The 23,526-nt window shown below is 56.0% G+C and carries 24 protein-coding genes; 13 read left to right on the top strand and 11 right to left on the bottom strand.

The window, feature by feature from the left end; genetic code table 11:
• The first annotated feature begins 3 nt into the window (after positions 1-3).
• Genes HWX89_RS23335 through HWX89_RS23320 form a run of 4 tightly spaced genes read left to right on the top strand, consistent with a single transcriptional unit; the run spans position 4 to position 5,224 of the window.
• Entirely contained in the window at positions 4-1,011 is a 1,008-nt protein-coding gene (locus HWX89_RS23335; protein WP_138792698.1) for an ABC transporter permease, read from the top strand.
• Between the two features lie 2 nt (positions 1,012-1,013).
• Complete coding sequence (locus HWX89_RS23330) at positions 1,014-2,150, top strand: ABC transporter permease (RefSeq protein ID WP_138792697.1); 1,137 nt, start codon at positions 1,014-1,016, stop codon at positions 2,148-2,150.
• Positions 2,151-2,162: 12 nt separating this feature from the next.
• The gene (locus HWX89_RS23325) at positions 2,163-3,830 is read left to right on the top strand and encodes an ABC transporter ATP-binding protein (protein WP_138792696.1); all 1,668 of its coding nucleotides are present in this window, start codon (positions 2,163-2,165) and stop codon (positions 3,828-3,830) included.
• A gap of 20 nt (positions 3,831-3,850) precedes the next feature.
• A complete protein-coding gene (locus HWX89_RS23320) occupies positions 3,851-5,224 on the top strand; it encodes an alpha-glucosidase/alpha-galactosidase (protein ID WP_138792695.1) in 1,374 nt (457 codons plus the stop codon).
• Positions 5,225-5,356: 132 nt separating this feature from the next.
• On the opposite strand, the gene HWX89_RS23315 is transcribed toward HWX89_RS23320, so the two are convergent.
• Positions 5,357-6,232, bottom strand: a complete 876-nt coding sequence (locus HWX89_RS23315; RefSeq protein ID WP_246705264.1) for a sensor domain-containing diguanylate cyclase — start codon at positions 6,230-6,232, stop codon at positions 5,357-5,359.
• A 223-nt stretch (positions 6,233-6,455) separates the two neighbouring features.
• Positions 6,456-7,673, bottom strand: coding sequence for an MFS transporter (locus HWX89_RS23310; protein WP_138792693.1), 1,218 nt, complete (start codon positions 7,671-7,673; stop codon positions 6,456-6,458).
• 106 nt (positions 7,674-7,779) lie between these two features.
• Here HWX89_RS23310 and HWX89_RS23305 point away from each other — a divergent pair, with 106 nt between their 5' ends.
• The 8 genes from HWX89_RS23305 to HWX89_RS23270 all read left to right on the top strand — a co-directional run bounded on the left by HWX89_RS23305 (position 7,780) and on the right by HWX89_RS23270 (position 15,150).
• The gene (locus HWX89_RS23305; protein ID WP_138792692.1) at positions 7,780-8,250 is read left to right on the top strand and encodes a winged helix-turn-helix transcriptional regulator; all 471 of its coding nucleotides are present in this window, start codon (positions 7,780-7,782) and stop codon (positions 8,248-8,250) included.
• 119 nt (positions 8,251-8,369) lie between these two features.
• A complete protein-coding gene (locus tag HWX89_RS23300) occupies positions 8,370-9,383 on the top strand; it encodes a LacI family DNA-binding transcriptional regulator (RefSeq protein WP_138792691.1) in 1,014 nt (337 codons plus the stop codon).
• A gap of 217 nt (positions 9,384-9,600) precedes the next feature.
• Entirely contained in the window at positions 9,601-10,752 is a 1,152-nt protein-coding gene (locus HWX89_RS23295) for an extracellular solute-binding protein (protein WP_138792690.1), read from the top strand.
• On the top strand, positions 10,749-11,633 hold the full coding sequence (locus HWX89_RS23290; protein ID WP_138792689.1) for an ABC transporter permease: 885 nt from the start codon (positions 10,749-10,751) through the stop codon (positions 11,631-11,633). The genes HWX89_RS23295 and HWX89_RS23290 overlap by 4 nt, the downstream gene beginning before the upstream one ends.
• 1 nt (position 11,634) lies before the next feature.
• Positions 11,635-12,459, top strand: a complete 825-nt coding sequence (locus HWX89_RS23285; protein ID WP_138792688.1) for an ABC transporter permease — start codon at positions 11,635-11,637, stop codon at positions 12,457-12,459.
• 8 nt (positions 12,460-12,467) lie between these two features.
• Complete coding sequence (locus HWX89_RS23280) at positions 12,468-13,508, top strand: ABC transporter ATP-binding protein (RefSeq protein ID WP_138792687.1); 1,041 nt, start codon at positions 12,468-12,470, stop codon at positions 13,506-13,508.
• Complete coding sequence (locus tag HWX89_RS23275; RefSeq protein WP_138792686.1) at positions 13,505-14,341, top strand: glycerophosphodiester phosphodiesterase; 837 nt, start codon at positions 13,505-13,507, stop codon at positions 14,339-14,341. The genes HWX89_RS23280 and HWX89_RS23275 overlap by 4 nt, the downstream gene beginning before the upstream one ends.
• A complete protein-coding gene (locus tag HWX89_RS23270; protein WP_138792685.1) occupies positions 14,338-15,150 on the top strand; it encodes an inositol monophosphatase family protein in 813 nt (270 codons plus the stop codon). The genes HWX89_RS23275 and HWX89_RS23270 overlap by 4 nt, the downstream gene beginning before the upstream one ends.
• Positions 15,151-15,210: 60 nt before the next feature.
• Here HWX89_RS23270 and HWX89_RS23265 read toward each other — a convergent pair whose 3' ends face one another.
• Complete coding sequence (locus HWX89_RS23265; protein WP_138792684.1) at positions 15,211-16,407, bottom strand: MFS transporter; 1,197 nt, start codon at positions 16,405-16,407, stop codon at positions 15,211-15,213.
• The gene (locus HWX89_RS23260) at positions 16,404-16,769 is read right to left on the bottom strand and encodes an antibiotic biosynthesis monooxygenase (RefSeq protein ID WP_138792683.1); all 366 of its coding nucleotides are present in this window, start codon (positions 16,767-16,769) and stop codon (positions 16,404-16,406) included. The genes HWX89_RS23265 and HWX89_RS23260 overlap by 4 nt, the downstream gene beginning before the upstream one ends.
• 124 nt (positions 16,770-16,893) lie before the next feature.
• On the opposite strand from HWX89_RS23260, the gene HWX89_RS23255 reads away from it, so the two are divergent.
• The gene (locus tag HWX89_RS23255; protein WP_138792682.1) at positions 16,894-17,781 is read left to right on the top strand and encodes a LysR family transcriptional regulator; all 888 of its coding nucleotides are present in this window, start codon (positions 16,894-16,896) and stop codon (positions 17,779-17,781) included.
• Between the two features lie 44 nt (positions 17,782-17,825).
• On the opposite strand, the gene HWX89_RS23250 is transcribed toward HWX89_RS23255, so the two are convergent.
• The 7 genes from HWX89_RS23250 to HWX89_RS23220 all read right to left on the bottom strand — a co-directional run bounded on the left by HWX89_RS23250 (position 17,826) and on the right by HWX89_RS23220 (position 23,481).
• Entirely contained in the window at positions 17,826-18,536 is a 711-nt protein-coding gene (locus HWX89_RS23250) for an anti-sigma factor (RefSeq protein ID WP_138792681.1), read from the bottom strand.
• Positions 18,533-19,075: a sigma-70 family RNA polymerase sigma factor gene (locus tag HWX89_RS23245; RefSeq protein ID WP_138792680.1), complete on the bottom strand. Its 543-nt coding sequence runs from the start codon at positions 19,073-19,075 to the stop codon at positions 18,533-18,535. The genes HWX89_RS23250 and HWX89_RS23245 overlap by 4 nt, the downstream gene beginning before the upstream one ends.
• Positions 19,076-19,206: 131 nt before the next feature.
• Positions 19,207-19,635 (bottom strand): DUF2177 family protein, encoded by a 429-nt coding sequence (locus tag HWX89_RS23240; protein WP_138792679.1) that lies wholly within the window; start codon positions 19,633-19,635, stop codon positions 19,207-19,209.
• 16 nt (positions 19,636-19,651) lie between these two features.
• Entirely contained in the window at positions 19,652-20,011 is a 360-nt protein-coding gene (locus HWX89_RS23235; RefSeq protein WP_246705272.1) for a DUF2147 domain-containing protein, read from the bottom strand.
• Positions 20,012-20,025: 14 nt separating this feature from the next.
• Positions 20,026-21,306, bottom strand: a complete 1,281-nt coding sequence (locus tag HWX89_RS23230) for an SAM-dependent methyltransferase (protein WP_138792677.1) — start codon at positions 21,304-21,306, stop codon at positions 20,026-20,028.
• Positions 21,293-22,111, bottom strand: a complete 819-nt coding sequence (locus HWX89_RS23225; RefSeq protein ID WP_138792676.1) for a DUF1365 domain-containing protein — start codon at positions 22,109-22,111, stop codon at positions 21,293-21,295. Before HWX89_RS23225 ends, HWX89_RS23230 begins: the two co-directional genes overlap by 14 nt.
• The gene (locus tag HWX89_RS23220) at positions 22,108-23,481 is read right to left on the bottom strand and encodes an NAD(P)/FAD-dependent oxidoreductase (RefSeq protein ID WP_138792675.1); all 1,374 of its coding nucleotides are present in this window, start codon (positions 23,479-23,481) and stop codon (positions 22,108-22,110) included. Before HWX89_RS23220 ends, HWX89_RS23225 begins: the two co-directional genes overlap by 4 nt.
• Positions 23,482-23,526: the final 45 nt, after the last annotated feature.

The raw sequence follows: 23,526 nt of genomic DNA, 5'->3' as shown, positions 1-23,526 counted from the left end.
TCGATGCTGAGATTCCTGATGATACGCATCAGTTCCGCCATTCCGGTGTTGCTGATCCTGAGCGTGGTGACATTCGCCATCATCCAGGCGCCGCCTGGTGACTACGCCGACTACATTCGCTCGCAGTTGATGAACCAGGGCGGAGCGTCATTCGAACAGGCGCAGGCTCAAGCCCAGGCGTATCGCATCGAGCATGGTCTCGATAAGCCGCTTGTCGTGCAATATTTCAACTGGATTGGCGGGATCGTCACCAGAGGCGATTTCGGCTACAGCTTTTATTACAACAAGCCCGTTGCCGATGTGGTCGGAGAGCGCCTGCCACGCACCATCGTGCTGGCACTCGTATGCCATATCCTCGCATCGCTGCTGGGTATTGGTTTTGGCATATGGGCGGCGACGCGCCAGTATTCCTGGGTCGACAATCTTCTCTCGGCCATTTCCTTTCTTGGGATGACCATTCCCCGGTTCTTGATGGCGTTGATCCTGGTTTACCTGATGGTTTTCCATTTCGATGTCTCTGAAATCGGCAGTTTCTTCTCGCCGCAATACGGTGGAGCACCGTGGTCCTGGGCGAAATTCCTCGATCTCGTCAGTCATGTCTGGCCAGTTGTCGCGATCGCGGTGTTCGGCGGACTTGCCTACAATATGCGCGTCATGCGCGGTAATCTGCTCGACACGCTGAACGCACAATATGTCGAAACGGCGCGGGCCAAGGGGTTGTCGGAAGGGGCGGTCATCATGCGTCACGCAGTCCCCAATGCAGTGCATCCGCTGGTCATGTATCAGGGTGTCGTGCTGCCCTACATGCTGAGTGGCGAAATCGAGACCGCAATCATCTTTGCATTGCCAACCGTTGGTCCGGCGATCGTCGGCTCCATGGCGGTTGGAGATGTCTACGTAACCGCGACCTTCATGATGGTGCTCGCGGCGACACTCATCATCGGCAACATCATCGCTGACATGATGCTTGCCATGCTCGATCCGCGTGTCCGCGAATTCGGGAGGGCGTAACAATGCTGGCATTCGAAGACACCAAACAGGACGTCGACGTGACCTCGAAAGTGCGCGAACCCCACCATGTCAACGAAAGCTATGTCGCGCTGGTCTGGCGGCGGCTGAGACGATCTTTCACCGGTATGATCGGCCTGGTGCTGGTTGGGCTGCTGATGCTCGTCTCGATCTTCGCTGACTTTTTTGCTCCCATGAACCCGCTTGAAACGCACGACAGCTTTTCACCGCCACAGGTCGTCCGGTTCACGGACAAGGAAGGGAATTTTGGGATCTGGCCGCGTGTTTACGCTACCGCCGAGACCGAAGAACTTGATCCGATTACCTTTCAACCGATTGTCGGTCCCGACTATGAGAACCCTCGTTATCTCGGTTTTTTCGTTAAGGGAGCGGAATACAGGCTGTTCGGCCTCATCCCTGCAAGCCGCCACTTCTTCGGCTCGACGGATGGTCAGCCGGTGCATTTCCTCGGCACGGATAAATTCGGGCGTGATGTCCTCTCACGGGCGATCTATGGCTCACGCATTTCTCTTGCCATTGCCTTGAGTGTCGTTGCCATCGTAACCGTCATCGGCACGAGCGTTGGGCTGATTTCAGGCTATTTCGGCGGTCCGCTGGACGCGTGGGTGCAGCGCTTCGTGGAAGTGGTTCTCGCCTTTCCGCAATTGCCGCTTTATCTCGCGTTGACATCGCTCATCCCCGTAACCGCACCAACGACGATTTTTCTGATCTTCGTTGTCGGCGTCATGTCCGCGCTCGGCTGGGCCCAGATGTCGAGAGAAGTGCGCGGAAAGACACTTGCGCTGGCCCGTATCGATTACGTTCGTGCGGCCATGGCGGTCGGTGCCACAGACCGGCGCATCATATTCCAGCACATCCTTCCGAACGTGATGAGCCATGTGATCGTTGCCGTCACCTTGCATATTCCAAGTGTCGTGCTCCTGGAATCCTTTCTCGGTTTCCTTGGCTTTGCCGTCAAACCGCCGCTGATTTCCTGGGGCCTTATGCTGCAGGACACGGCCACCTATTCGGTCATCGGCTCCTATCCCTGGATCCTGGCACCGGTCGGTTTTGTCCTCGTCACCGTCTTTGCCTTCAACGCGCTGGGCGACGGCCTGCGTGATGCTGTCGATCCTTATTGAGAGGAGCAAATCATGACTGTCGCTCACATGAATGCTTATGCGCCAGCCAAGCGCTACGATGCCGAACACCGTAGTGACGAGGCCATTATTGACGCCCGCAACATCGCCGTGACCTTCAAGGTCGAACATGGCACGGTCGATGCCGTAAAGGATATCTCATTCCAGCTCTACACGGGCGAGACCATCGCGATTGTCGGAGAATCCGGATCGGGAAAATCTGTCACCGCACGCACCGTCATGGGGTTGCTGACCAAACGGGCGACCGTTTCTAAGTCCTCGACAATCCGCTTCAATGGCGACGACATCCTGAAGTTTTCGACACGTCAGCGCCGCGCACTTCGCGGCAATCGTATCTCCATGATCTTTCAGGAGCCAATGAGTTCGCTGAACCCGATCTACACAATCGGGAGCCAGATCGTTGAAGCGATCCGCGTCCACTCGAAAATGAACCGAAAGCAGGCGGAAGCGAGAGCGCTAGACCTTCTGAGGCAGGTGCAGATCCCTGAACCCGAAGCCCGCCTGAAACAATATCCCCATCAGCTCTCAGGCGGACAGCGCCAGCGTGTCATGATTGCGATGGCTCTCGCAAACGACCCGGACGTGCTGATTGCCGATGAGCCGACAACCGCGCTCGATGTGACGGTGCAAGCCCAGATTCTGAACCTGATCCGCTCGCTTCAAAAGGAGCGGGGCATGGCGGTGGTGCTCATCACGCACGATCTGACGATCGTGAAGCAGTTCTCCGATTATGTTTACGTCATGCAGCATGGCGAGATGCGTGAACACAATACGACGCAACAGCTTTTTGCTGCGCCGAACCACCCCTATACGCGAAAGCTCCTTGCATCGGAGCCGCATGGCAAGGCGAAGCCCTTGCCGGAGAATTCCGGTGTGCTGCTGACCGCCAGCGGTGTGCGCGTGTCATTCATGATGCGCTACGGCGGCCTGTTCAAGCCCGAACTGAAGGAGCTCATTGCCGTGGACAGTCTCGGCTTGTCCCTCAAACGGCATGAAACATTGGGACTGGTCGGCGAATCCGGGTCGGGAAAGACCACCTTCGGCCAGTCATTGCTCAGGCTGAATGAACCCGCCGCTGGCGACATCGTTTTCGACAATCAGAAGATAGATGGCCGTTCAAGGGCCGAGATGCGCCCGCTTCGCTCACGCATGCAGATCGTCTTCCAGGACCCTTTCGCATCGCTTAATCCGCGCATGACGATCGGCCAAATCATCGAAGAGGGCTTGGTCATTAACGGCCTCGGCAAGACCAAGGCTGAAAGGCTTGACCGTGTCCGCGACGCATTGGAAGCAGCAGGCATGCCGGGCAACATCCTCTCGCGTTTCCCGCACGAATTTTCCGGCGGCCAGCGCCAGCGCATTGCCATTGCACGCGCTGTAGCACTCGAACCGGAATTCATCCTGTTGGATGAGCCAACATCGGCCCTCGATCTTTCGGTTCAGGCACAGATCATCGATCTCTTGCGCAAACTGCAGGATGAACGCGGTCTGAGTTACCTGTTCATTTCACATGACCTGAAGGTTGTCAGGGCGCTTTGCCACCGCGTTATCGTCATGCAGCACGGGCGCATCGTGGAAGAGGGGGCCGTCGAGGACGTTCTTTCTCATCCCAGGACCGAATACACCCAGCGGCTCGTCAGAGCTGCATTCGAAATCGCTTGAATTCACTGCCGGAGGAAAAAATGGCAAGAAATCCCAGGATCACATTTATCGGCGCAGGCTCCACCGTCTTCATGAAAAACATCGTCGGCGATGTGCTGCAGCGCCCGGCGCTTTCGGGTGCTACCATCGCCCTGATGGACATCAACAAGGAGCGTCTCGAGGAAAGCGCAATCGTCGTCAACAAGCTCATCCAGACGCTCGGCGTGAAGGCGAAGGCCGAGACCTATACGGACCAGAAAAAGGCATTAGCCGGTGCGGATTTCGTCGTGGTCGCGTTCCAAATCGGTGGCTACGAGCCTTGCACTGTGACCGACTTCGAGGTGCCGCGCAAATATGGTCTGCGCCAGACAATCGCCGACACGCTGGGTGTTGGGGGCATCATGCGTGGCCTGCGCACGGTGCCGCATCTTTGGAAGATCTGCGAGGATATGCTGGCCGTCTGCCCCGAAGCCATCATGCTGCAATATGTTAATCCGATGGCTATCAACACCTGGGCGATTGCGGAAAAATATCCCACAATCCGACAAGTCGGCTTGTGCCACTCGGTTCAGGGTACCGCAATGGAATTGGCCCATGACCTAGACATCCCGTACGAGGAAATCCGCTACCGCTCGGCCGGCATCAACCACATGGCGTTTTTCCTTGAGTTCGAGCATCGTCAGGCTGATGGCAGCTACAAAAATCTGTATCCTGACCTCGTGCGTGGCTATCGCGAAGGGCGTGCGCCGAAGCCCGGCTGGAACCCGCGCTGCCCAAACAAAGTGCGTTACGAAATGCTGACCAGGCTCGGTTACTTCGTGACCGAAAGCTCTGAGCATTTTGCCGAATACACGCCCTATTTCATCAAGGAGGGGCGTGAGGACTTGATCGAGAAATTTGGCATCCCGCTCGATGAATATCCAAAGCGTTGCATCGAGCAGATCGAGCGCTGGAAAGGGCAGGCAGAAGCCTACCGCTCGGCCGAGAAGATCGAGGTGAAGCAGTCCAAGGAATATGCGTCATCGATCATCAATTCGGTCTGGACGGGCGAGCCTTCGGTGATTTACGGAAATCAACGCAACAACGGCTGCATCACTTCCCTGCCGGCCGATTGCGCTGCAGAAGTTCCATGCCTCGTTGACCACAACGGTATCCAGCCGACCTTCATCGGCGATCTCCCGCCGCAACTCACGGCCCTGATGCGGACCAATATCAATGTTCAGGAGCTTACTGTACGGGCACTGATGACGCAGAACCGTGAGCACATCTTCCATGCGGCTATGATGGACCCACATACGGCTGCGGAACTTGATCTCGATCAGATCTGGTCGATGGTTGACGATCTACTGCTTGCACATCGCGACTGGCTGCCGGATTGGACGCAGCTTGAAGTGAAGCGCGCACGCGCGGTCTGACGGCACCTGAGAACAAGAACCAGCGTCGATCTGTCGGCGCTGGTCCATTTTGGTCTTGGAAGCTACCGCGTCCGTACCGGCGGGAACTGTGGTCATCTGCTGTGGACGATCCAGACTTCCTACGGATTGGCTTTAGAGAACCGACACCCGGTTTCGCCCGGCGCGTTTTGCCAGATACATGCCCTCATCTGCACGTCTCAGGATGTCACTTGAAAAACGGTCCGGTGAACCGAACTCGCTGATGCCGCCGCTGATTGTCGATTCATAACGGAGGGTTTGTCTGAGGGTGATTGGAACGTGTTTTCTGAGATGCTCTGCAATCTCAACCGCGTCGTCGCGGCGGGTTTCGGGCATCACGACAACAAATTCGTCGCCACCGAAGCGGGCCACAACATCACTTTGACGCAGGTTCTCTCGGCATAGACGGGCTATTTCGACCAATGCTGCATCACCAGCATGATGGCCCATCTCATCATTCAGTCGCTTGAAATTGTCGAGATCGAAAATCAGCACGGACGTCTGGGTTCGCTCTCGGACAAAAACATCCAGTCGTTCGTCGAGTGTTTCGATCAGTTTACGGCGGTTATACAGTCCTGTCAGCGCATCCGTTTCACTGAGTTGGCGCAGCTTCCTCTGGACTTCATTTTTGTCCGTGATGTTGCTTGCGACCCAGACGACAGCATCTTCGCCTTCAACCTGGAAGCTGAGCGACTGAACTCGCCCCTCAAAGGAGATCGAGTGACTTGGACCATCGCCCGCACCCTTTACGTCGCTTCCACTCAACTCATATTCAACGATATGGAGCGCGCGCGTTTGCAGCGCCTTTTCGATCTCGGCCGCAAACCAGCGTGCCTTTTCCTCTTTGAGCACGTCAAACATGCTCAGCCCGACAAGGCCGCTGCCGTCGTGATAATGCCGTATGTCTTTTCCGCCGAAGACGGCAGCGTAACGGCCGCTGCGCGTAAGGATGAAAGCAGGGTCTGGCAAGGATGACAGAATTGACGTCAACTGTTGCTGCGTAAACAAAGAATCACTACCTGCTTTACCTGACGATCCGGCCCTGATCCAAGAAACCCGATGCATGCCAAAGCACATGTGGCAGGTTGAGCCTCTTGATCAGCCGTCTGATTCTTCCACTTTAGCACAGCTGCATTTCATTTTTCTAAATGTCGAGTTCTGTTGCAAGCGCTGCCCAGCGTCTTGAAGTAACCTCCTTTCATTTGGTGCATTTTCATAGGTTGTTTGTTGTGAACCGCATCAAATGGGCCAGCCATAAGACTAGCGCTGATGCACTGAATGTTGCTCCAAGAATGCAAACGCCCACCCAGCCAGACAAGGAATATGCATATGTCGCGCCGATGGCACCTGTAGCGCTGCCAATGGAGTAGAAAACCATATAACCGCCGATCAGCCGGCTGCTCATCTCAGGGTGCTCAGTGGCAATGATGCTGAGGTTCGTGACGTGGATGGCCTGGATCGCGAGATCCAGAACAAGGACACCAGCTAACAACAAGGCCAGAGAAAAGGGAAGAAAGGCAATCAGTCCCCACGATGCCAGTAATAGGGCCAGCGAGATCCCAGTGACCCATGTTCCAAAGCCACGGTCTGAGAGCCTTCCTGAATAGGTTGCGGCAAAGGCGCCAGCGACACCAACCAAGCCGAATAGCCCGATCTTGCTGTGGGAGTAGGACAATGGTGGTGCGCTCAAGGGAAGCACAAGTGCAGTCCAGAATGTGCTGAAGGAAGCGAAGATCAAGAGAGCCAGCAATCCGCGTAACAAAAGGCCGGGCTCACTCCAGAACATCCGCGGAACCGAAATAAGTGCATCGAAATAAAGCTCGGGTTTTCGCCTTGCTGACTGCTGCGGCAGGCTCGACGTCAGGGCAATAACCATCAACACCATCAGCAGGGCAGATGTCAGATATACGGCGCGCCAACCACCGAGATCGGCGACCACTCCGGCTACGAAACGGGCTGCAAGGATGCCTGTGACGACGCCGCCTGTGACTGTGCCAACGACCCTGCCGCGTTGAGCCGCCGCTGCCAAGGACGCGGCGTAGGCCACAAGGATCTGTACGAGGACGGCAAGCAGGCCGACCGCGATCATGCTGACGAGAAGGATGATCGGTGCTTTTGCTGTAGCGACGGTAGCGAGTGCGATCGCAGCTAGAAGACCCTGAGTGACGATCAGGCGGTGGCGATCGATCAGGTCTCCTAGTGGTACTATGAAGATCAGACCGAGTGCATAGCCTACCTGAGTGAGTGTCACGATAATGCCGACCGAGGCCTGCGATATCTCAAGGTCCTTGGCCATGAGGTCTAGCAAAGGCTGGGCGTAATAGATATTGGCAACACTCAGGCCTGCTGCAGTCGCAAGCATGATTGTCTGTTTTGTCGAAAGGCCAGTCAGTTCAGTTTCCTGAGAAGCGCGGCTGGAACCAATGTCCATGTCTCAATCCTTGATGTCGTCATTTGCCGTTTCATCAAGACCATCTGGGTTGTGGCAAATCTAGTTCCAAGTTAGAACCGGTTTGGATAAATGGAGACCCGCGCAGATGGTGAAACGCGTCAGCCTTTGGAATGCCGGCTGCCCAGTGGCGAGGGCGCTGGATGTGATTGGCGACTGGTGGTCGCTGCTGATCATCCGCGACGCGTTTGATGGCGCATGCCGCTTCGGCGAGTTCCAGACAGGATTGGGTATCGGCAAGGGTGTCCTTGCGAGCCGATTGCGGGATCTGGTGAAACGCGGAATTTTCGTGACAGCACCCGCCTCGGATGGCACCGCATACCGCGAGTATGTTCTTACAACAAAAGGGCAGGAGTTGTTCCCGGTGATTGTTGCTCTACGTCAGTGGGGAGAGGGGCATCTTTTCGCGGCTAACGAAGAACGCTCGCATCTGGTGGACAGGCAAGACGGTGAAAAGATTGCGCGTCTGGAGGTGCGCTCTGCCGATGGTCGCTCTCTTGCATGGGACGATACAGAGGTCCGCCACGCGCCAGATGCAAAATGCCAGCCTTCCGCTTGAGGCGGACGATGGCCGTGTTTGCTAAACAAGGGTCCCGTTGTAACGCCGCTTTTCCTCCCTTGACCAAGCCCGCGTCTTCGCCACTATCGTGAACGACTGCTAACCAGGTGATACTTCCCATGCGTGAACAGGAACGTCGTCTTTTCATCAGCGCCCGCATGGTCGCGGAGCGGGCTGGCGTTTCTCGCTCCGCAGTTTCCCGGACATTTACCGATGGGGCGAGCGTATCGGAGGAGACGCGCCGTAAGGTTCTCGAAGCAGCACGGGCTCTCGGCTACCACGTCAATCATCTCGCACGTGGTTTGCGCGAGCGCAGCAATATCGTCTGCTTGGTGGTCGCGGATATCGCGACGCCGATCCGCGCAAAGCTCATCGATGAACTCACGCGTAAGCTCCAGGCCGCTGGAAAGATTACGATGGTCATCAACACCGAGACGGATACCGATAGCGTGTCGGCGGCCTTGGGGATGACTTTGAACTATCGCGCCGACGCAACCGTGGTTCTCTCCGGTACGCCTTCCGCGTCATTGATCGAGACATGCCTGGCAAACGGACAACAAGTCGTCCTGATCAATCGTGACGACCCATTGTCTGGCGGACACAATCTCGGTGTGGACAATGGCTTCGCTGGGCGAGAAGCATTTTTCCTGTTGAAACGAGCAGGGTGCAGGCGCCTCGGTGTCGTGACATCAACGGCCCGTACCGCGAGCCTGTTGGAGCGCGAACATGTCTTTACCGAAGCAGCGGAGGCAGCAGGTATTCCGGTTTCGGTCATAGCAGCCGGACCGACGAGCTACGCTTCCGGTCTGGAGGCGGCGCGCCGCGTCTTCGGTCGGTCCGAAGCGCCAGACGGTGTGTTCTGCGTAACCGATCTGTTGGCGTTGGGGTTCATGGATGGCGCGAGGGATGAATTCGGCCTCGATATTCCCAGCGATCTTTGCGTCGTCGGATTTGATGACATCGCTCAATCCGATTGGCGGGCTTATCGGTTGACGACCTTTTCCCAGCCGTTGACGGAAATGGCCGAGCACGTCGTTGCACTGATTGCCCAATCGGCACTTGCGAGCGACGAACGCCGTGTGTTCGAACCCATGCCGGTATGGCGAAATTCGGTAAGACCATCCACACGATAGATCGATCCTGCCGATTTCTGGATCCTGTCCACCGATGTTGCACACGTGATCAATTCGATGGCTGTCATTAAAGCGTTACGTAGCAGCTTTAGAAGCGCTTTAGGCACGAGGGAAGCATGCACACGTGTGTAGCACCAGCGGCCAGCGCCGACTTTGATCTCCAGCTAATCGGGTCCGCGCTTGAAACGTCAACGCGCCGACTGAATCGGAGACAACAATGAAACGCCGTACTTTTATGATGTCCGCAGCTGCCGCAACTGCGGGCCTCGCTTTTGCGCCACGGATGGGTTTTGCTGCTGAGGGTACGATCGACTGGTACACCAGTTCGGACACCAATATTCTGGATTTCTGGACCAATACGGTGAAGCCTGCCTTCGAGGCCGCCAACCCGGGCATCAAGCTCAATCTGGTGGATGCCGGTGATGGTGCCGGTGTTATTGCAATTGGTGAGCGCGCCATTGCTGCGAAGCAGACCAATGCAGATCCGCAGGCAGATTATTTCGAATCCGCCGATGCCCTTCTTCCGGCTGGCGCAATCAAGGCCGGGGTCTACACCAACCTCAAGCAAGCTGGCCTTAAAAATTACGCGAAGGTCAATCCGCTGGCAATCGAGAGCGAATACAGCCTACCGTATCGCGGTTCGCAGGTTCTGCTTGCCTATGACAGGACGAAACTTAAACCCGCGGACGCACCCAAAACCTGGGATCAACTGGTAACCTGGATCAAGGCAAATCCGGGTCAGTTCATCTATAATCGTCCCGACAAGGGCGGCTCGGGCGGCAACTTCGTTCGCCGCGCTATTCACCAGGCCAATGGTCTCGACCCCAAGCACTTCAAGGTCGACAACTACACTCAGGAATTTGGTGATGAAGCTCTGGGCAAGGCATGGAAGCTTCTTGCTGATATCGCTCCGTCGCTCTACGACAAGGGAGCCTATTCTTCCGGCAACACGCAATCCCTGCAACTGCTTTCTCAGGGCGTTGTGACCATGATCCCGGTCTGGTCTGACCAGGTGCTGCAAGCGATTGACCAGGGTGTTCTACCAAAGGAAACTGGCCTCGTTCAGTTGCAGGATCTGGCACTGTGCGGCGGCTTTACCCGCTCTGTCGTGATCGCAAACGGCAAAAACCACGAAGCATCGCTCAAGCTTGCCGACTTCATGTTGTCGGAAGAGATGCAGAGCGCCATCCTCACCGAACTTGGCGGTTTTCCTGGCGTTTCCTGGGATCACGTCTCGGCTGATCTGCGCGAAAAATTCGCCGACATCATTCCACAAAGCATCCCGACATTCCCGGGCGGCAAGTGGGAAGCTGCCATCAATGACGGCTGGTATCGCAACGTTGCTCCGAGCATTGATCGCAAGTCGTGACACAGGCTCTCGACGAAGCGGACACACCGCTTGAACAAACGGCAGCAAGCAGGAGGCCAATTGGTCTCCTGCTCGTCGCCATACCCGTCTTTCTGGTGATCTGGCTTGTTATCTGGCCAGCGATCAATGCCATCAGTCGCACAGTCTGGCGCACAAACGCGGATGGGCGAGTAGGCTTTGACCTTTCAAGCTATGCATTCTTCTTTTCGGACCGCTACAGCCTCGACAATCTCGTCGTAACGCTCTGGACCACGCTCGTCTGTGCGCTGCTGTTGCTGGTGATCTGCCTTCCGATTGCGCTTTATCTGCGCTTTTCGCACGGTCGCTTGCCCGCCTACGTTCAGGCGCTCGCCATTCTGCCTATGTTCGTTCCATCGATCATTCTGGCGTTTGCATTCATCCGTGTCCTTGGGCCGAACGGAATGCTCGACATCCTCTTGAATGCCGTTGGACTACCCAAGATCCGAACGCCCTATCTCACACCATGGGGGCCGGTGATCGGTCTTGTCTGGGACAATATTCCACTGACTGTCCTGATCCTGCTTTCCGGTCTGGGTAGCGTCGCAAATCAGTCGATCGAAGCCGCACGCGATGTTGGTGCAAACGCATTGCGCGTCTTTTGGCACATCATCTTGCCGAAAATTTCCAACTCCATTCTCGTCGCTCTTTCCTTTTCGGTGCTGGGGATCTTTTCCTCATTCACGCTGCCCTATCTGCTTGGCCCCGCGTCGCCCGAGATGATTGGACCTTTCATGCAACGCACGCTCCGCGATGTTCAGGATCCGATAGGTGCCATGACCCAGGCTGTTGTTGCCTTTGGTTTCTGCATCCTGTTCGGCCTTTTTTATGTACGCTCCGTGGCGCGTAATCGGGGGAAATGAGATGTCGACTTTAGCTCCCACGCGCCGCCATGTTGACTGGTCCGGGTTTCTATTTGCGACCCTTTTGACCCTGGTCATCGTTGGGCCTCTTCTTGTTGTTGGTACCTGGGCCTTCACCGAGGTCTGGCGGTATCCCAACATCGTTCCGCAGCAATTCGGTTTCCGCTTCTGGGGACAAACTCTCGGGCGCCCCGATGTCTGGAATGCGCTGACCCTCAGCCTGCAATTGTCCACAGTCGTAACGCTTCTGTCTGCGTTGATCTGCCTTCCTGCTGCCTACGCCTTTGCACGCATGCAGTTTCCAGGCCGCGACATCCTGTTCTTCTCGTTTCTCGCCGGCCACGCATTCCCGAAATTCGGTCTACTCGTCGCGATTGCGGCCATTTTTCTACAGCTCAATTTGATCGGAACGTTTTGGGGCGTGGTCCTCATCCAGCTCGTCGGTACGCTGATGTTCATGATCTGGATACCGGTTGCGGCGTTTCAGGCGGTTGATCGGCGTATGGAAGAGGCTGCGCGTGATGTTGGCGCCAGCCCGTTGCGGGTCTTCTGGTCGATTACCCTTCCGCAGGCAGGTCCTACCATTGCTGCCGCTATTCTCCTCAGCTTTGTCGGGACGTTTTATGAAACCGAAGGCGCCTGGCTGATTGGTGCTCCAGCTATCCGCACCATGCCGGTGCTGATGATCAGCTACATCAACAATCAGATGGTCATCCAGTATGGCGCCGTTCTTTCGGTCCTGCTCTGGGTCCCATCATTCGTCGCCCTCATCTTCGCGCGCCGCATCATCGGTGGTGGTGCATTTGCCCGCGGGTTCGGCGGTTAGGAATTATCATGTCTCTACTTCAAATCTCCAAGGTTACGAAAAGCTTCTCTGGCGGCAGCAAGGCAGTGGACAGCTTTTCGCTCGATGTCGCCGATGGTGAACTGGTTTGCCTCCTTGGCCCATCCGGGTCGGGAAAATCCACGCTGTTGCGTATGGTTGGCGGCTTTGAGCAGCCGACAGGGGGGCGCATCACCATCGACGGTGAGGACGTTACCCACCTTCCGCCAGAGCGCCGGCCCACCGGGATGGTTTTCCAGAGCCATGCGCTGTGGAGCCATATGAACGTCTTCAAGAACCTCGCCTTTGGTCTGAAATTGAGGCGGATGTCTCATGCCGAAATCAAGGAAAAGGTTGAGGCCGTCCTTGAGCTGGTGGGGCTTGCCGGATACGGCGAACGCATGACCACCCAGCTTTCTGGCGGTCAACAGCAGCGCGTCGCACTCGCACGCTCTCTTGTCCTCGAGCCAAAGATCCTGTTGCTGGACGAACCTTTTGCCAGTCTTGACCAGCACTTGCGTGAGCGGTTGAGAGAAGAGGTTCGTGACATCCAGCAACGTCTCGGCATCACGACCCTTTTTGTGACGCACGGTCAGGATGAGGCGCTATCCATGGCGGACCGGATCGTCGTTATGGCCAATGGCAAGACCGAGCAGATTGGCCGGCCAGATACCGTCTACCGCGATCCACAGACGCCGTTTGTAGCCGGTTTCATCGGTACGATGAACCTGATCGAGGGTCATGTGGCGGACGGCCACTTCCTGCGTGCAGACCTTGCAGTCAGGGTACCCGTGGGAGACGGTCCGGCCACACTTGCGATCCGCCCTGAAGCGCTTGATATCGAGGTTTCGCAACATGCGAAGGCTAAGGTCCATCGCGTCACCGACTACGGTTCGCATGGTCTCGTCGATATCGATCTTGCCGATGGGACGAGGCTGAAATCCATGGTGGACCATCCCGATCTTTTCCGGGCCGGGCAAGGTGTGGAGCTTCTGCCGCGCGCAGTTGCGGCCTATCGAAACAACCAGCAAATCCATCGGAGCGAAGTGTGAGCGCGCCTCTCCATATCGAACGTAATGGTCATAGAACCTGGATAAAATGGCATCGTGGACGCCGGAAAGCCAGTGACCCCGTGTTCACCGGAAAGCGCATCATCGAGGCAATGCAACTCGGTGCGAGTGTCGAGGTGGATCTTGTTGTGCACGGCGGTGCGGGCTTTGCGGTCCTGCATGACTTGACGTTAGAGCGGGAAACGACGGGTCGAGGAAAGGTGCAAGCTAAATCTGCCGACGATCTGCGTGGGCTCTTCCTGCGCGACAACGATGGTCATCCGATCGATGAAAACGTCATGCTCCTCGAAGACCTGTGCACCTTGCTTTCCAGGCAAGGGGCTCACCCCGATGCTTTGCTGCAACTCGACTTCAAGCAGGACCTTCAGGCGCTCAATCCAGAGGTTATTGCAAATTTCGCAAAGTGTTCTTTCCCAGTAGCGAAGTCTTTGATCCTATCTGGTGGCGACTTTGATGCGATCTCAGTCCTTGCGGAAGCCGCCCCAGGGATCGCGACGGGTTATGATCCCTGTTATGGGGAGAGCCTCCAACGATTGCAGGCTGACGGTGATTACATGCGCTTCATAGAGGAAGCGCTGAACACGGCACCAGATGCTCGAATGATCTATCTCGATTACCGCATCGTCCTTCATGCCGAAGACGCCGGGGTAGACCTCATCGCGCCCGTTCACGCATCGGGACGTCGCGTCGATGCCTGGACGATCAACCGAGTATCACCTCAGACAATCCCCCAGATCGAGAGGCTTTTGCGGCTGAAGGTCGACCAAATAACAACAGACGACCCGCAAGGGTTAGCCAAGGTCTTCAATCCATGACAATCAACTACAGTACGATCCTCGACCACATGGTTGCCACGGCGCGCGAAGCCGGTGCATTGACCCTTGAGCACTTCAAGCGCTTCCGGGATATTGAAATCGGCATCAAGGGCCCTGGCGATTTTGTCTCGGATGCGGATATGCAGTCTGAGACACTGATCCGCGATCGTTTGCTGAGCCAGTACCCCTGGGGACTGACGGGTGAGGAGTTTGCCCCTGTCGACGGCTCGAATAACGATCATCGCTGGCTGGTCGATCCTATCGATGGCACAACGAATTTTATCTATGGGCAGCACTATACGATTACGATTTCGCTTCGCCGCGGCAACGAAACAATCTGCGGTCTGGTCTATAATCCGGTGGCGGACGAAATGTTCACGGCAATGAAGGGGGAGGGCGCCTATCTGAACGGGGTGCGGCTCAAGGTCAGTGCCAGCGAGGACGTCGCCCTGATGTGCGTTGGTACCGGGTTGCCGACACCAAATCTCTCGCTGCATGCTGGGGCCTATCAGCGTCTTGACGCAATCCGAGCACCCATCGGTGCGGTGCGCGTAGTAGGGAGTGCTGCGAACTCCTGCGCATACGTCGCATGCGGTCGGCTGACGGGGTATTACGAGGAAACTGGTTTCATCGATACGGCGGCAGGCATCCTGCTTGTCGAGGAGGCAGGAGGCATTGTCACCGACTGGTGGGGACGTGGGGCAGATGTTTACGAAAAGACCGGCACCCTGATTGTCGCCAATCCTGCCACCCATGCCTATCTTCTCGACAATTTACGCAGCGCGCCGCCGAAAAACTCTGCCTCTTAACTTTCGTTGTTTGATCGAAAATTTCAGGCCGCGTTACCAAGCGGTGCGCGGCCTGCAAAGTCACGATCTGAAGGCGTTGCGGCGAACCACGATCGCGGCGAGGCATAGAAACAGGAGTGCAAGGGTAACAGGGACATAGCCCTCCACGCCAACATGGTTGAGAATTCCGCCGCCCAGAAGCCCGCCGCCGGCTATGGCAATGTTCCAGACAGTAACCAGCATCGATTGTGCCGCATCCGTCTGCTTTCTTGCGCTCCGCGCCATGGCCGTTTGGAAAATAGTCGCGGCCCCTCCAAAGGCGAGCCCCCATAAACCGACTGAAGCGTAGACCCCAGTCCGTTCCGTCGGCCATATTCCCATGCCAGCGGAGGCGAGGAGGAATGTGAGGCAACTCGTGACAGCAAGCAGCCATAGCCAACGATCAACGAATACGCCGACAAACCAAATTCCTATGAGTGAAACACACCCGAAGAGGAATAAAACGGCGTCGACCCGGTGCTCAAGACCGGCAGGCCGCAGAAGCGGAACGATGTAAGTATAGAGGATGTTGTGCGCCAGCACGAATGTCAGCGTAACGAACAGGATCGGGCGGACACCCGGTATGCGTGCTGTTTGGCCGAGTGACAGCTTGTCTTTGGAATTCTGTCCCTGAAAATCGGGGAGCTGAGTAGCGATCCAAAGGGTGAGTAGAACTGCCGTTATGCTCATGAGAAGAAAGCAGGTTCGCCACCCAACGACAGTTCCCAGAAGTGTCGCTGCGGGAACCCCGATCGATAGCGCCAGGGGCGTACCAGCCATGGCGATAGCGATCGCGCGGCCTTTTTGCGCGTCCGGAACCATGCGGGCTGCGTAGCCCGCAAGCAGTGCCCACAACAGTCCAGCTGAAATACCTGCAAGGAAACGGGCAACCATAGTCAGGCTGTAGGAGGTTGAGATAGCCGTGATGAGGTTTGCGAATGCAAAGCCTGCGATGGTCACAGCAAGCAATGGGCGTCGACGCATGTTTTGCGTCGCACGGGTCAGAGGGATCGCCGCGACGAGTGAACCGATCGCGTAGACCGTGACCATCTGACCAACGGATGCCTGAGAGACTGAAAGGTCGCTGGATATCTGAGGTAAAAGTCCAGCGGGAAGTGCCTCGGTCAGGATGGTAATGAACCCCGATAGTGCCAGGGCGATCAACGCCGCCAAAGGAAAGGCATCTTTCGTGCTATGCGAATCTCCACGTGTGTCGTGCCGGGAAGCGAGATCAGTCATCTTGCGTCCTCGCCGGCCGTCCGCTTGGGCAGGACGAGGTCATCCACTTTATAAGTGTGAAATTCGCTGGTTGAGATCGTATCCAGTCGCGCAAACTTCTCGACGAAGACCGGGTCTGAAAAGAACTCTCCAACATTGTCGGCACCCTGGATCGCTTCGATATTGACGACCGTCAGCCCGTCGGTGCTTTTTGCGAGGCTACTCCATAAGAACCCTTCCTTGCGTTCAGCAACGTAGTGGACAACGTCTTGAATGATTTCAAACGCTTCATCCTGTTTTTCAGGGTGAACGTGGATGACGTTGACGATGAAAGTCGTCGGTACGGGTTGGATTGCAAAACCGGCTGATGTGGTCGTTACCATCGAAATCTCCACTGAAATTTGCCGCCCTGATTGGCGTGCATGATCTGGATATCTCGATGCAGATGTCGGATAAATGAGCTTGAATTCTTGATATAACGGAAAAAATTTCCGCAATGGAGGGGCCGTGGACAAGCTCGGAACGCTCAGTATCTTCGTGCAGGTTGCAGAGGTCGGAAGCTTCGTTTCGGCCGGGCATCGTCTTGGGATTTCCGGCTCTGCCGTGGGCAAGGCAATAGCGAGGCTCGAAGATGAGCTGGGTGTTCGCCTGTTCAATCGCTCTACCCGTAGCATGGCGCTAACGGAGGAAGGCAGCTTCTTTCTCGATACGTGCCGCCGCATTCAAGCAGAATATGAAGAGGTACAAGCGAGACTGTCACGGTCGCACGCTACGCCTCGTGGACAACTGCGTGTCAGCCTGCCCTTAGCCGGCATGTTGCTGATGCCAACAATCGCCGATTTCATGAAAATCTACCCTGAGGTCAATCTGGATCTCGATTTCACGGATCGTATTGTTGACGTCATCGAAGAAGGTTTCGATGCCGTAATCCGCACCGGGGACGTCAAAGATACCCGACTGATGAGCCGCAAGCTTGGGACGTTCAGGCATGTTATCGTCGCTTCGCCTGATTATCTCGCGAAAAACGGCACTCCGCAGCTGCCTGAAGATCTCCTTCAGCATCAATGCCTCCACCACCGTTTCGCCAATTCCGGCAAGCTCGAACCATGGCCGCTGGTTCGTAACGGTCGCGACATCAAACTCGATTTACCTGTCAGCACCGTTGCCAGCACACTTGAGCCGCTGATCTTTCTCGCGCAGCGCTCGTTCGGCATTACCTGTCTTCCCCCCTTCGCGGTAACATCCGAAATTGCTGGGGGAAGCCTGGTACCGGTGCTCGATGATTATCTGGCAGGAACTGGTCAGTTTCGCGTGTTGTGGCCGACCAGCCGCTATCTGTCACCGAAGGTCAGGGCGTTCGTAGACTTCATGGCAGCCAACCTGTTTGCGGCGTGAATTCTGCCGAAGGAGGTTGCCTCACCATAATTGGATCATCTCCACTAGAGATGACGGGCCGTACCCACAGCAATAACCGGACCGGTGGCCTGACCGGTTGGCGAACCGCCGAACGGCTCCACACTCACTGCAAAAGTTGTGCCTTCTGCGATGTCGGAACGCATGTCAGCCGGGATGATCAGGTCACCACTCGCGCCGGGCTGAAACACACCAAGCGAGCGAGTGGAGCCATTCTTCTGAACAAGCCAGAGTTCCAGCGACTTCTCGTCAGGTTTGCCGACCGCAACAGGCACGATGCGCATTCGCCCGCTCTCAGCATCGTAAGAGGCAAGGAGATTAACCTGACTGTCGGTCGTCGCGAGTTCTGCCACGAGCGCTGTCGGTTTGGGTTGAATGACAGGCAATACAGCAAGAGCCAACGCAACCACGGCAAGCGCGCCAGTCCCGAGCGCAGTCCAGCGCCAGAACCGGATCGAGTTCCATAGACCTTGCTTGACGGCCTCTTCTTTCGAGCCAAAGAGGCGTGCCTCGATGCGCGCGAAAATCGCGGCGTCTGGCATCTGTTCCAGATACTCATCGTTGAAAGAAGCGAGTTCCTGTTGCCAGCGCTCAACGAGGTGCGCAAACGCCTTGTCTTCCTTCATCCGCTCTTCGAGCGCGCGACGCGTCGCAACCGCCAGGACCCCAAGAACGTATTCTCCGGCGAGGATTTCGTCGCGCGATTCCATACCGCCGCTGTGTGATCCCTCGCTCATCGCTGCATGCACTCCCTCAGTTTGAGGAGGCTACGTCTCAGCCATGTTCTGACGGTGTTCAACGGGACCCTTAATTCGTCGGCAAGCTCGAGATAACTCAATCCTTCGACATAGGCGCGGCGTACGGCTTGCGCATGTGCGGTGTCGAGCTGCCGCATGCAATCGTCAATCCTTCGCCCTTCATCCGCAAGAACAACCTGTTGCTCGGGCGAGCGAATGCTATCGTCTGCCAGATCGTAAGCCTCATCGATGTCGTCGGCCTCAGGTTTACGCGCCCTTATCGTATCTATCGCGTGATTGCGCGCAATTGTCGCCAGCCAGGTTGTCGCTGTCCCGGCGCTGACGGCGAAGGTTTTGGCACGCTGCCACACCTTGATATATATCTCCTGAAGAGCCTCTTCAGCATCTGTTTTGTCGCGCAGGATTTTCAAGCAGATTGCAAAGAGCCGAGGACTGGTGGCTCGATAGAGTGACGCGAATGCTGCGCGATCGCCCATCCCGACGCGGTTGATAAGAGTAGCGATCTCATTACCCTGCATTCGCATATACCCTGCTGTTTTTCCTTTATAGAATTCATTCCGGCGCGAAAGCAAGGTTGAGGAAAAAGTAAGCTCCCATCCCTTCCGTGTGAAAGGGGACAATGGCCATGAAAGCGGGAGCGCCTCTATCATCATAGACCTGCCTGAGTTGTATCTGGAGCGGCCAGGCGCATGGTGATGAGATAGGAAATCGTTGCAGCTGCTGCCGAGACAAACGTTCCCCATGCCAGATCAGCGATGGTGAGTGTCGTTGACCAGCTTTTCAGCGTTGCCTGATTGGTCAAATCATACGTGGCATAGGCCATGAACCCGACAATGGCGCCGTAAAGCAAGGCAGTATTCCACTGCCCTGAAACCAGTGCCGGTTTTACCGCGAGAAAAGCAAGGCCTGCGGCGTAGATCAAATAAAATGCGATCGCCGGACCCACCCTGAAGGTGTCAGCCAAAAGGTCGCCGATCGCCGGGCGGTATAGCCTTGATGCCATGGCACTAAGCCAGATGAAATCGATCACCAGAAAGGCGATGAGTGTCGAGACGTAAGATACGAGAGCGGTTTTCATCCTTGTCCTCCTTCGTTCAGTCGATCCGTGTCCAATTGATCCCTTTGCAAAGAAGTCCTGCGACAATGCAGCCTTTTGTCGTCATGCTGCTTCCCGAAATGGTGATGGATAGCCGGTAGGATTTATCGCGCTGGGGATCGAAGGCAGTTCCCGAATATCCGCCTCCGGCATCCGGCTTGATATCCATAATGAGCTGGTCGCCCGCTTTTTCACGAGGCGTTCCTGGCTTGATCCAGGTGTTGGTGGCACAGATATTTTCGCCGCAAGGAGCAATGCGGACTTTGGCGTTGCCATCGCCACGCGCCCAATCTCCATCAAGTTCACTCGCATGGATGCTGGTCGCGGCTGACGCGAGCAGGATCGCAACTGTTCCCATCACGATAACGCGTTTCATGACACGCCTCTCTCATGCTCAATGCTTGACGAAGTCTGATAGCGCTCACTGTTCTCGATGACGTAAAAGCCGACGTCGATCGCTCCCTCTGCAAAACCCGCTTCGCAGTAGCAGAGATAATAGTCCCAGAGACGCTTGAAACGATCATCGAAGCCTAGCAGCGCAATCGTCTGCCATTTAGCATCAAAACGCAGCCGCCACTCAGCCAAAGTTCGTGCATAGGAAATCCCAAAAAGCTCTTTTTCACAAAGTTTTAGACCGGATTTTTCGACCGATTTCTCAATAGCGTTCTGCGATGGGAGGAAGCCGCCAGGGAAAATGTAGCGCTGGATGAAATCAGCCTTGCGCCGATAGGTTTCAAAGCGATCTTCGTCAATGGAAATCACTTGCAGCACCGCCCGACCGCCAGGCTTCAGGCACCTTTTCAGCGTTTCGAAATAGCTCGGCCAGTATGCTTCGCCGACAGCCTCGAACATTTCGATTGAGACGATGCGATCAAAACGCCCATGTGTATCGCGATAGTCCTGGAGCCTGAGATCAATGCGGTCAGATTGACCTGCTTTTTTAACGGCATCGTTCGCAAAAGCCAGTTGTGACGGTGAAAGCGTGATACCGGTGACCTTCGCGTCATGTTCGCGTGCCAGGTGCGCCGCAAGCGCTCCCCATCCGCAACCGATTTCAAGAATGGTCTCGCCCCCGGACAAGTGAAGCTTTTCCGTAATTCGCCGAAGTTTGCTCGCCTGGGCATCTTCCAGCGTCGATGTGGTCTCGTCAAAAAAAGCAGAAGAGTAGAGCATTGAGGGGTCGAGCCACTGGCGATAAAACTCGTTGCCGAGGTCATAGTGCGCTTCGATATTCCGCCTACTGCCATTCTTGGTGTTGGCGTTCAGACTATGGGCGAGACGGTTTGCCAGGCGCATCGGCAGGCTGCCGCGCATTGAACCGCTTAGTGCTTGGCGATTTTGGGCGGCAAAACGGATAAGGACCGTGAGGTCAGGGGTAGTCCAGTCGCCGGCTATGTAACCATCTGCGAACCCGATATCACCATTGAGCACCAGTCGTCTCAGCGCGCGCCAGCGATGGATTATGAAGGTGGCCTCCTGACCCGACTTTTCACCGCATTTTTCCACCGATGCTCCATCCGGCAAGATGACACGCAATCTTCCAGTGGTAATTCTGTTCAAGAGCCGCTTCATCAACCAGCCACCCATGCCCATCGGCCGTGTGCTCCCTGGATTTGCAGCAGATATTTCAGTCAGGTTTTCAAACGGGGTCATGGATTTTGGCCTCGGTTTGGTTTGGTGAAGGGCGGATAAAGGAAATGGGGGTTCGAGGAGGCGGAGGACGTTTCTTCAACGTCACGCCTTTGAGCCAGATTTTCAAAGCTTCCCAGTGAATGCCGCCGATGACTTTTAGCGTCAGAAACGGGATCATGAAAAACGCTCTCAAAAGAGCACCATCTGTCAGCGGCGCACGGCGGGCTAGGTGGCGCGCTCTCAGGACAATTCCTTCAGCGTCGAAGGTGTCGATACGGATTTTAAGCGTCTCACCGGGTGGGCTTACATGAAACGTGTAGTGAAGATCCATCTCCATGAAGGGAGAGACATAAAACCGTTTTTCGCAGCGTTGGACGATGTCGTTGCCATTAGCTGTCTCAACCGGGATGAGGTAGGAATGACGCTCACCGAAGGTGTTGTCGACCTCCCATAAAATTGCGGCCAGTGAACCGTCGCGCCTGTAGCAGAAAAACTCAGAAAGTGGATTGAAAGACCAGCCGAGGAGGCGTGGCATGGTCAGCAATCTGATCGGTCCGCCGTCTGGCTCAATACCCGCCGCTTTCATTGCATTTTCGATCTGCCCGCGCAGGTCATCGCCACTTCTGTCGCCTCGATCTCTAGGGAAGAACGAAAACAGATTGAAACGGTCAACCGAGAACAGCCTCAAACGCCTGTTGAGTGTGCCCAGTTCATCGAGGTCGATAAGAAGCGAGTAAATCCGGTAGCTAAGCCGGTGTTCCCTGGGTTTGAACCGCACATGCGTGACATGTCCTGGAAAAATCGCTGAGGCGAGGGGCTCGCTCATGCCGGTGCCTCCATCCATTCCTCGCGGTTTGGCCTTCCAGCAATGGGATGCCGGACAATGCGGCTGCTTTCGTTTGCGACCTGCCAGGGGCGTCTGACGCCGCCAAGGTCTTCAGCGACGGCAAGACCTGCCTGAATGCCATCTTCATGAAAACCGGAACCGAAATACGCGCCGCAGAACCACGTGTTCCGGTAGCCCTGAAGAGCCCACAAATGACGTTGTGCGCGCTCGGTGTGTTCATCGAATACGGGATGATCGTAAATCTCTTCGCAAACGACGCTCTGCGCCGAGGGTTCGCGAACGGGGTTGAGTGTGACGAACGTCTCGGGCGCGTGGCCCAGAGGTTGGAGCCTGTTCATCCAGTAGGTGATGGTCGGCTGGCGGTTGGTGTTGTTCGTATGGGTGACGTAATTCCAACTCGACCACGCGGCCCGCCGTTTGGGCATCAGTTCCGCGTCCGTGTGCAGAACTGCGCGGTTTTTTGTGTAGCTGAAGGCCCCAAGAATGTTCTTTTCGGCGTGTGTGGCATCCGACAGCATCTCAAGCGCCTGGTCCGCATGGGTTGCGATCACCACGTCGTCGAATTGATGTCTTCGTCCGAAACCGTCTGTTATCGCAATACCATCCGGTGTCCGGCGGATCTCCGTCACGCGGGTCGAAAGCCGAATCCTGTCACTAAAACCCGTGGTGATGCGTCTGACATACTCGCGACTTCCACCGGTAACAGTGCGCCACTGGGGGCGGTTGCGCAGCAAAAGCAGGCCGTGGTTGTGGCAGAACTTCACGAACTGCGCTGCCGGGTAGCGCCCGACGTCCATCGCAGGTGTAGACCATATGGCAGCTGCCATCGGATAGAGATGATCATCACGAAATGCAGAGCCATATCGATGGCGTGTGAGATACTCGTCGATTGACATATTGCCCATCTCTGGCAGGTCGCCGGGGGCATCGCGGTAAAACCGCAAGAGATCTGCCAGCATGTTCCAGAACCGTGGCCGCAGCAAATTGCTCTTTTGTGCGAAGAGCCCAAAACGGGTTCCGCCAGCATATTCGAACGCACCTTCGTTCAGTGATACGGCGAAGGACATGTTGGATGCCGTCGTTGGGACGTCGAGTTCTTTGAAAAGAGCCGTCAGATTGGGATATGTCACCTCATTGTAAACAATGAAGCCTGTGTCGACCGAAACCGGGCCACTCACACTTTCGAAATCAACAGTGTTGCTGTGGCCGCCGATCCGGCTCGCGGCCTCAAACACCGTCACCTGGTGACGCTTGGAGAGCAGCCACGCGGCAGAGAGGCCGGAGATACCCGTACCGATGACCGCTATTTTAAGGCCTCGTTTCTGATCGGACGTTCCAGTTTCGGTCATGGGGTCCTCTTGGTCACGCATAAAGTGTTTGCGCATATGCAAGAA

Source organism: Rhizobium sp. RM (assembly GCF_013390595.1).
Classification (GTDB): Bacteria; Pseudomonadota; Alphaproteobacteria; order Rhizobiales; family Rhizobiaceae; genus Agrobacterium.
This window is presented reverse-complemented; position numbering and strand designations above follow the sequence as displayed.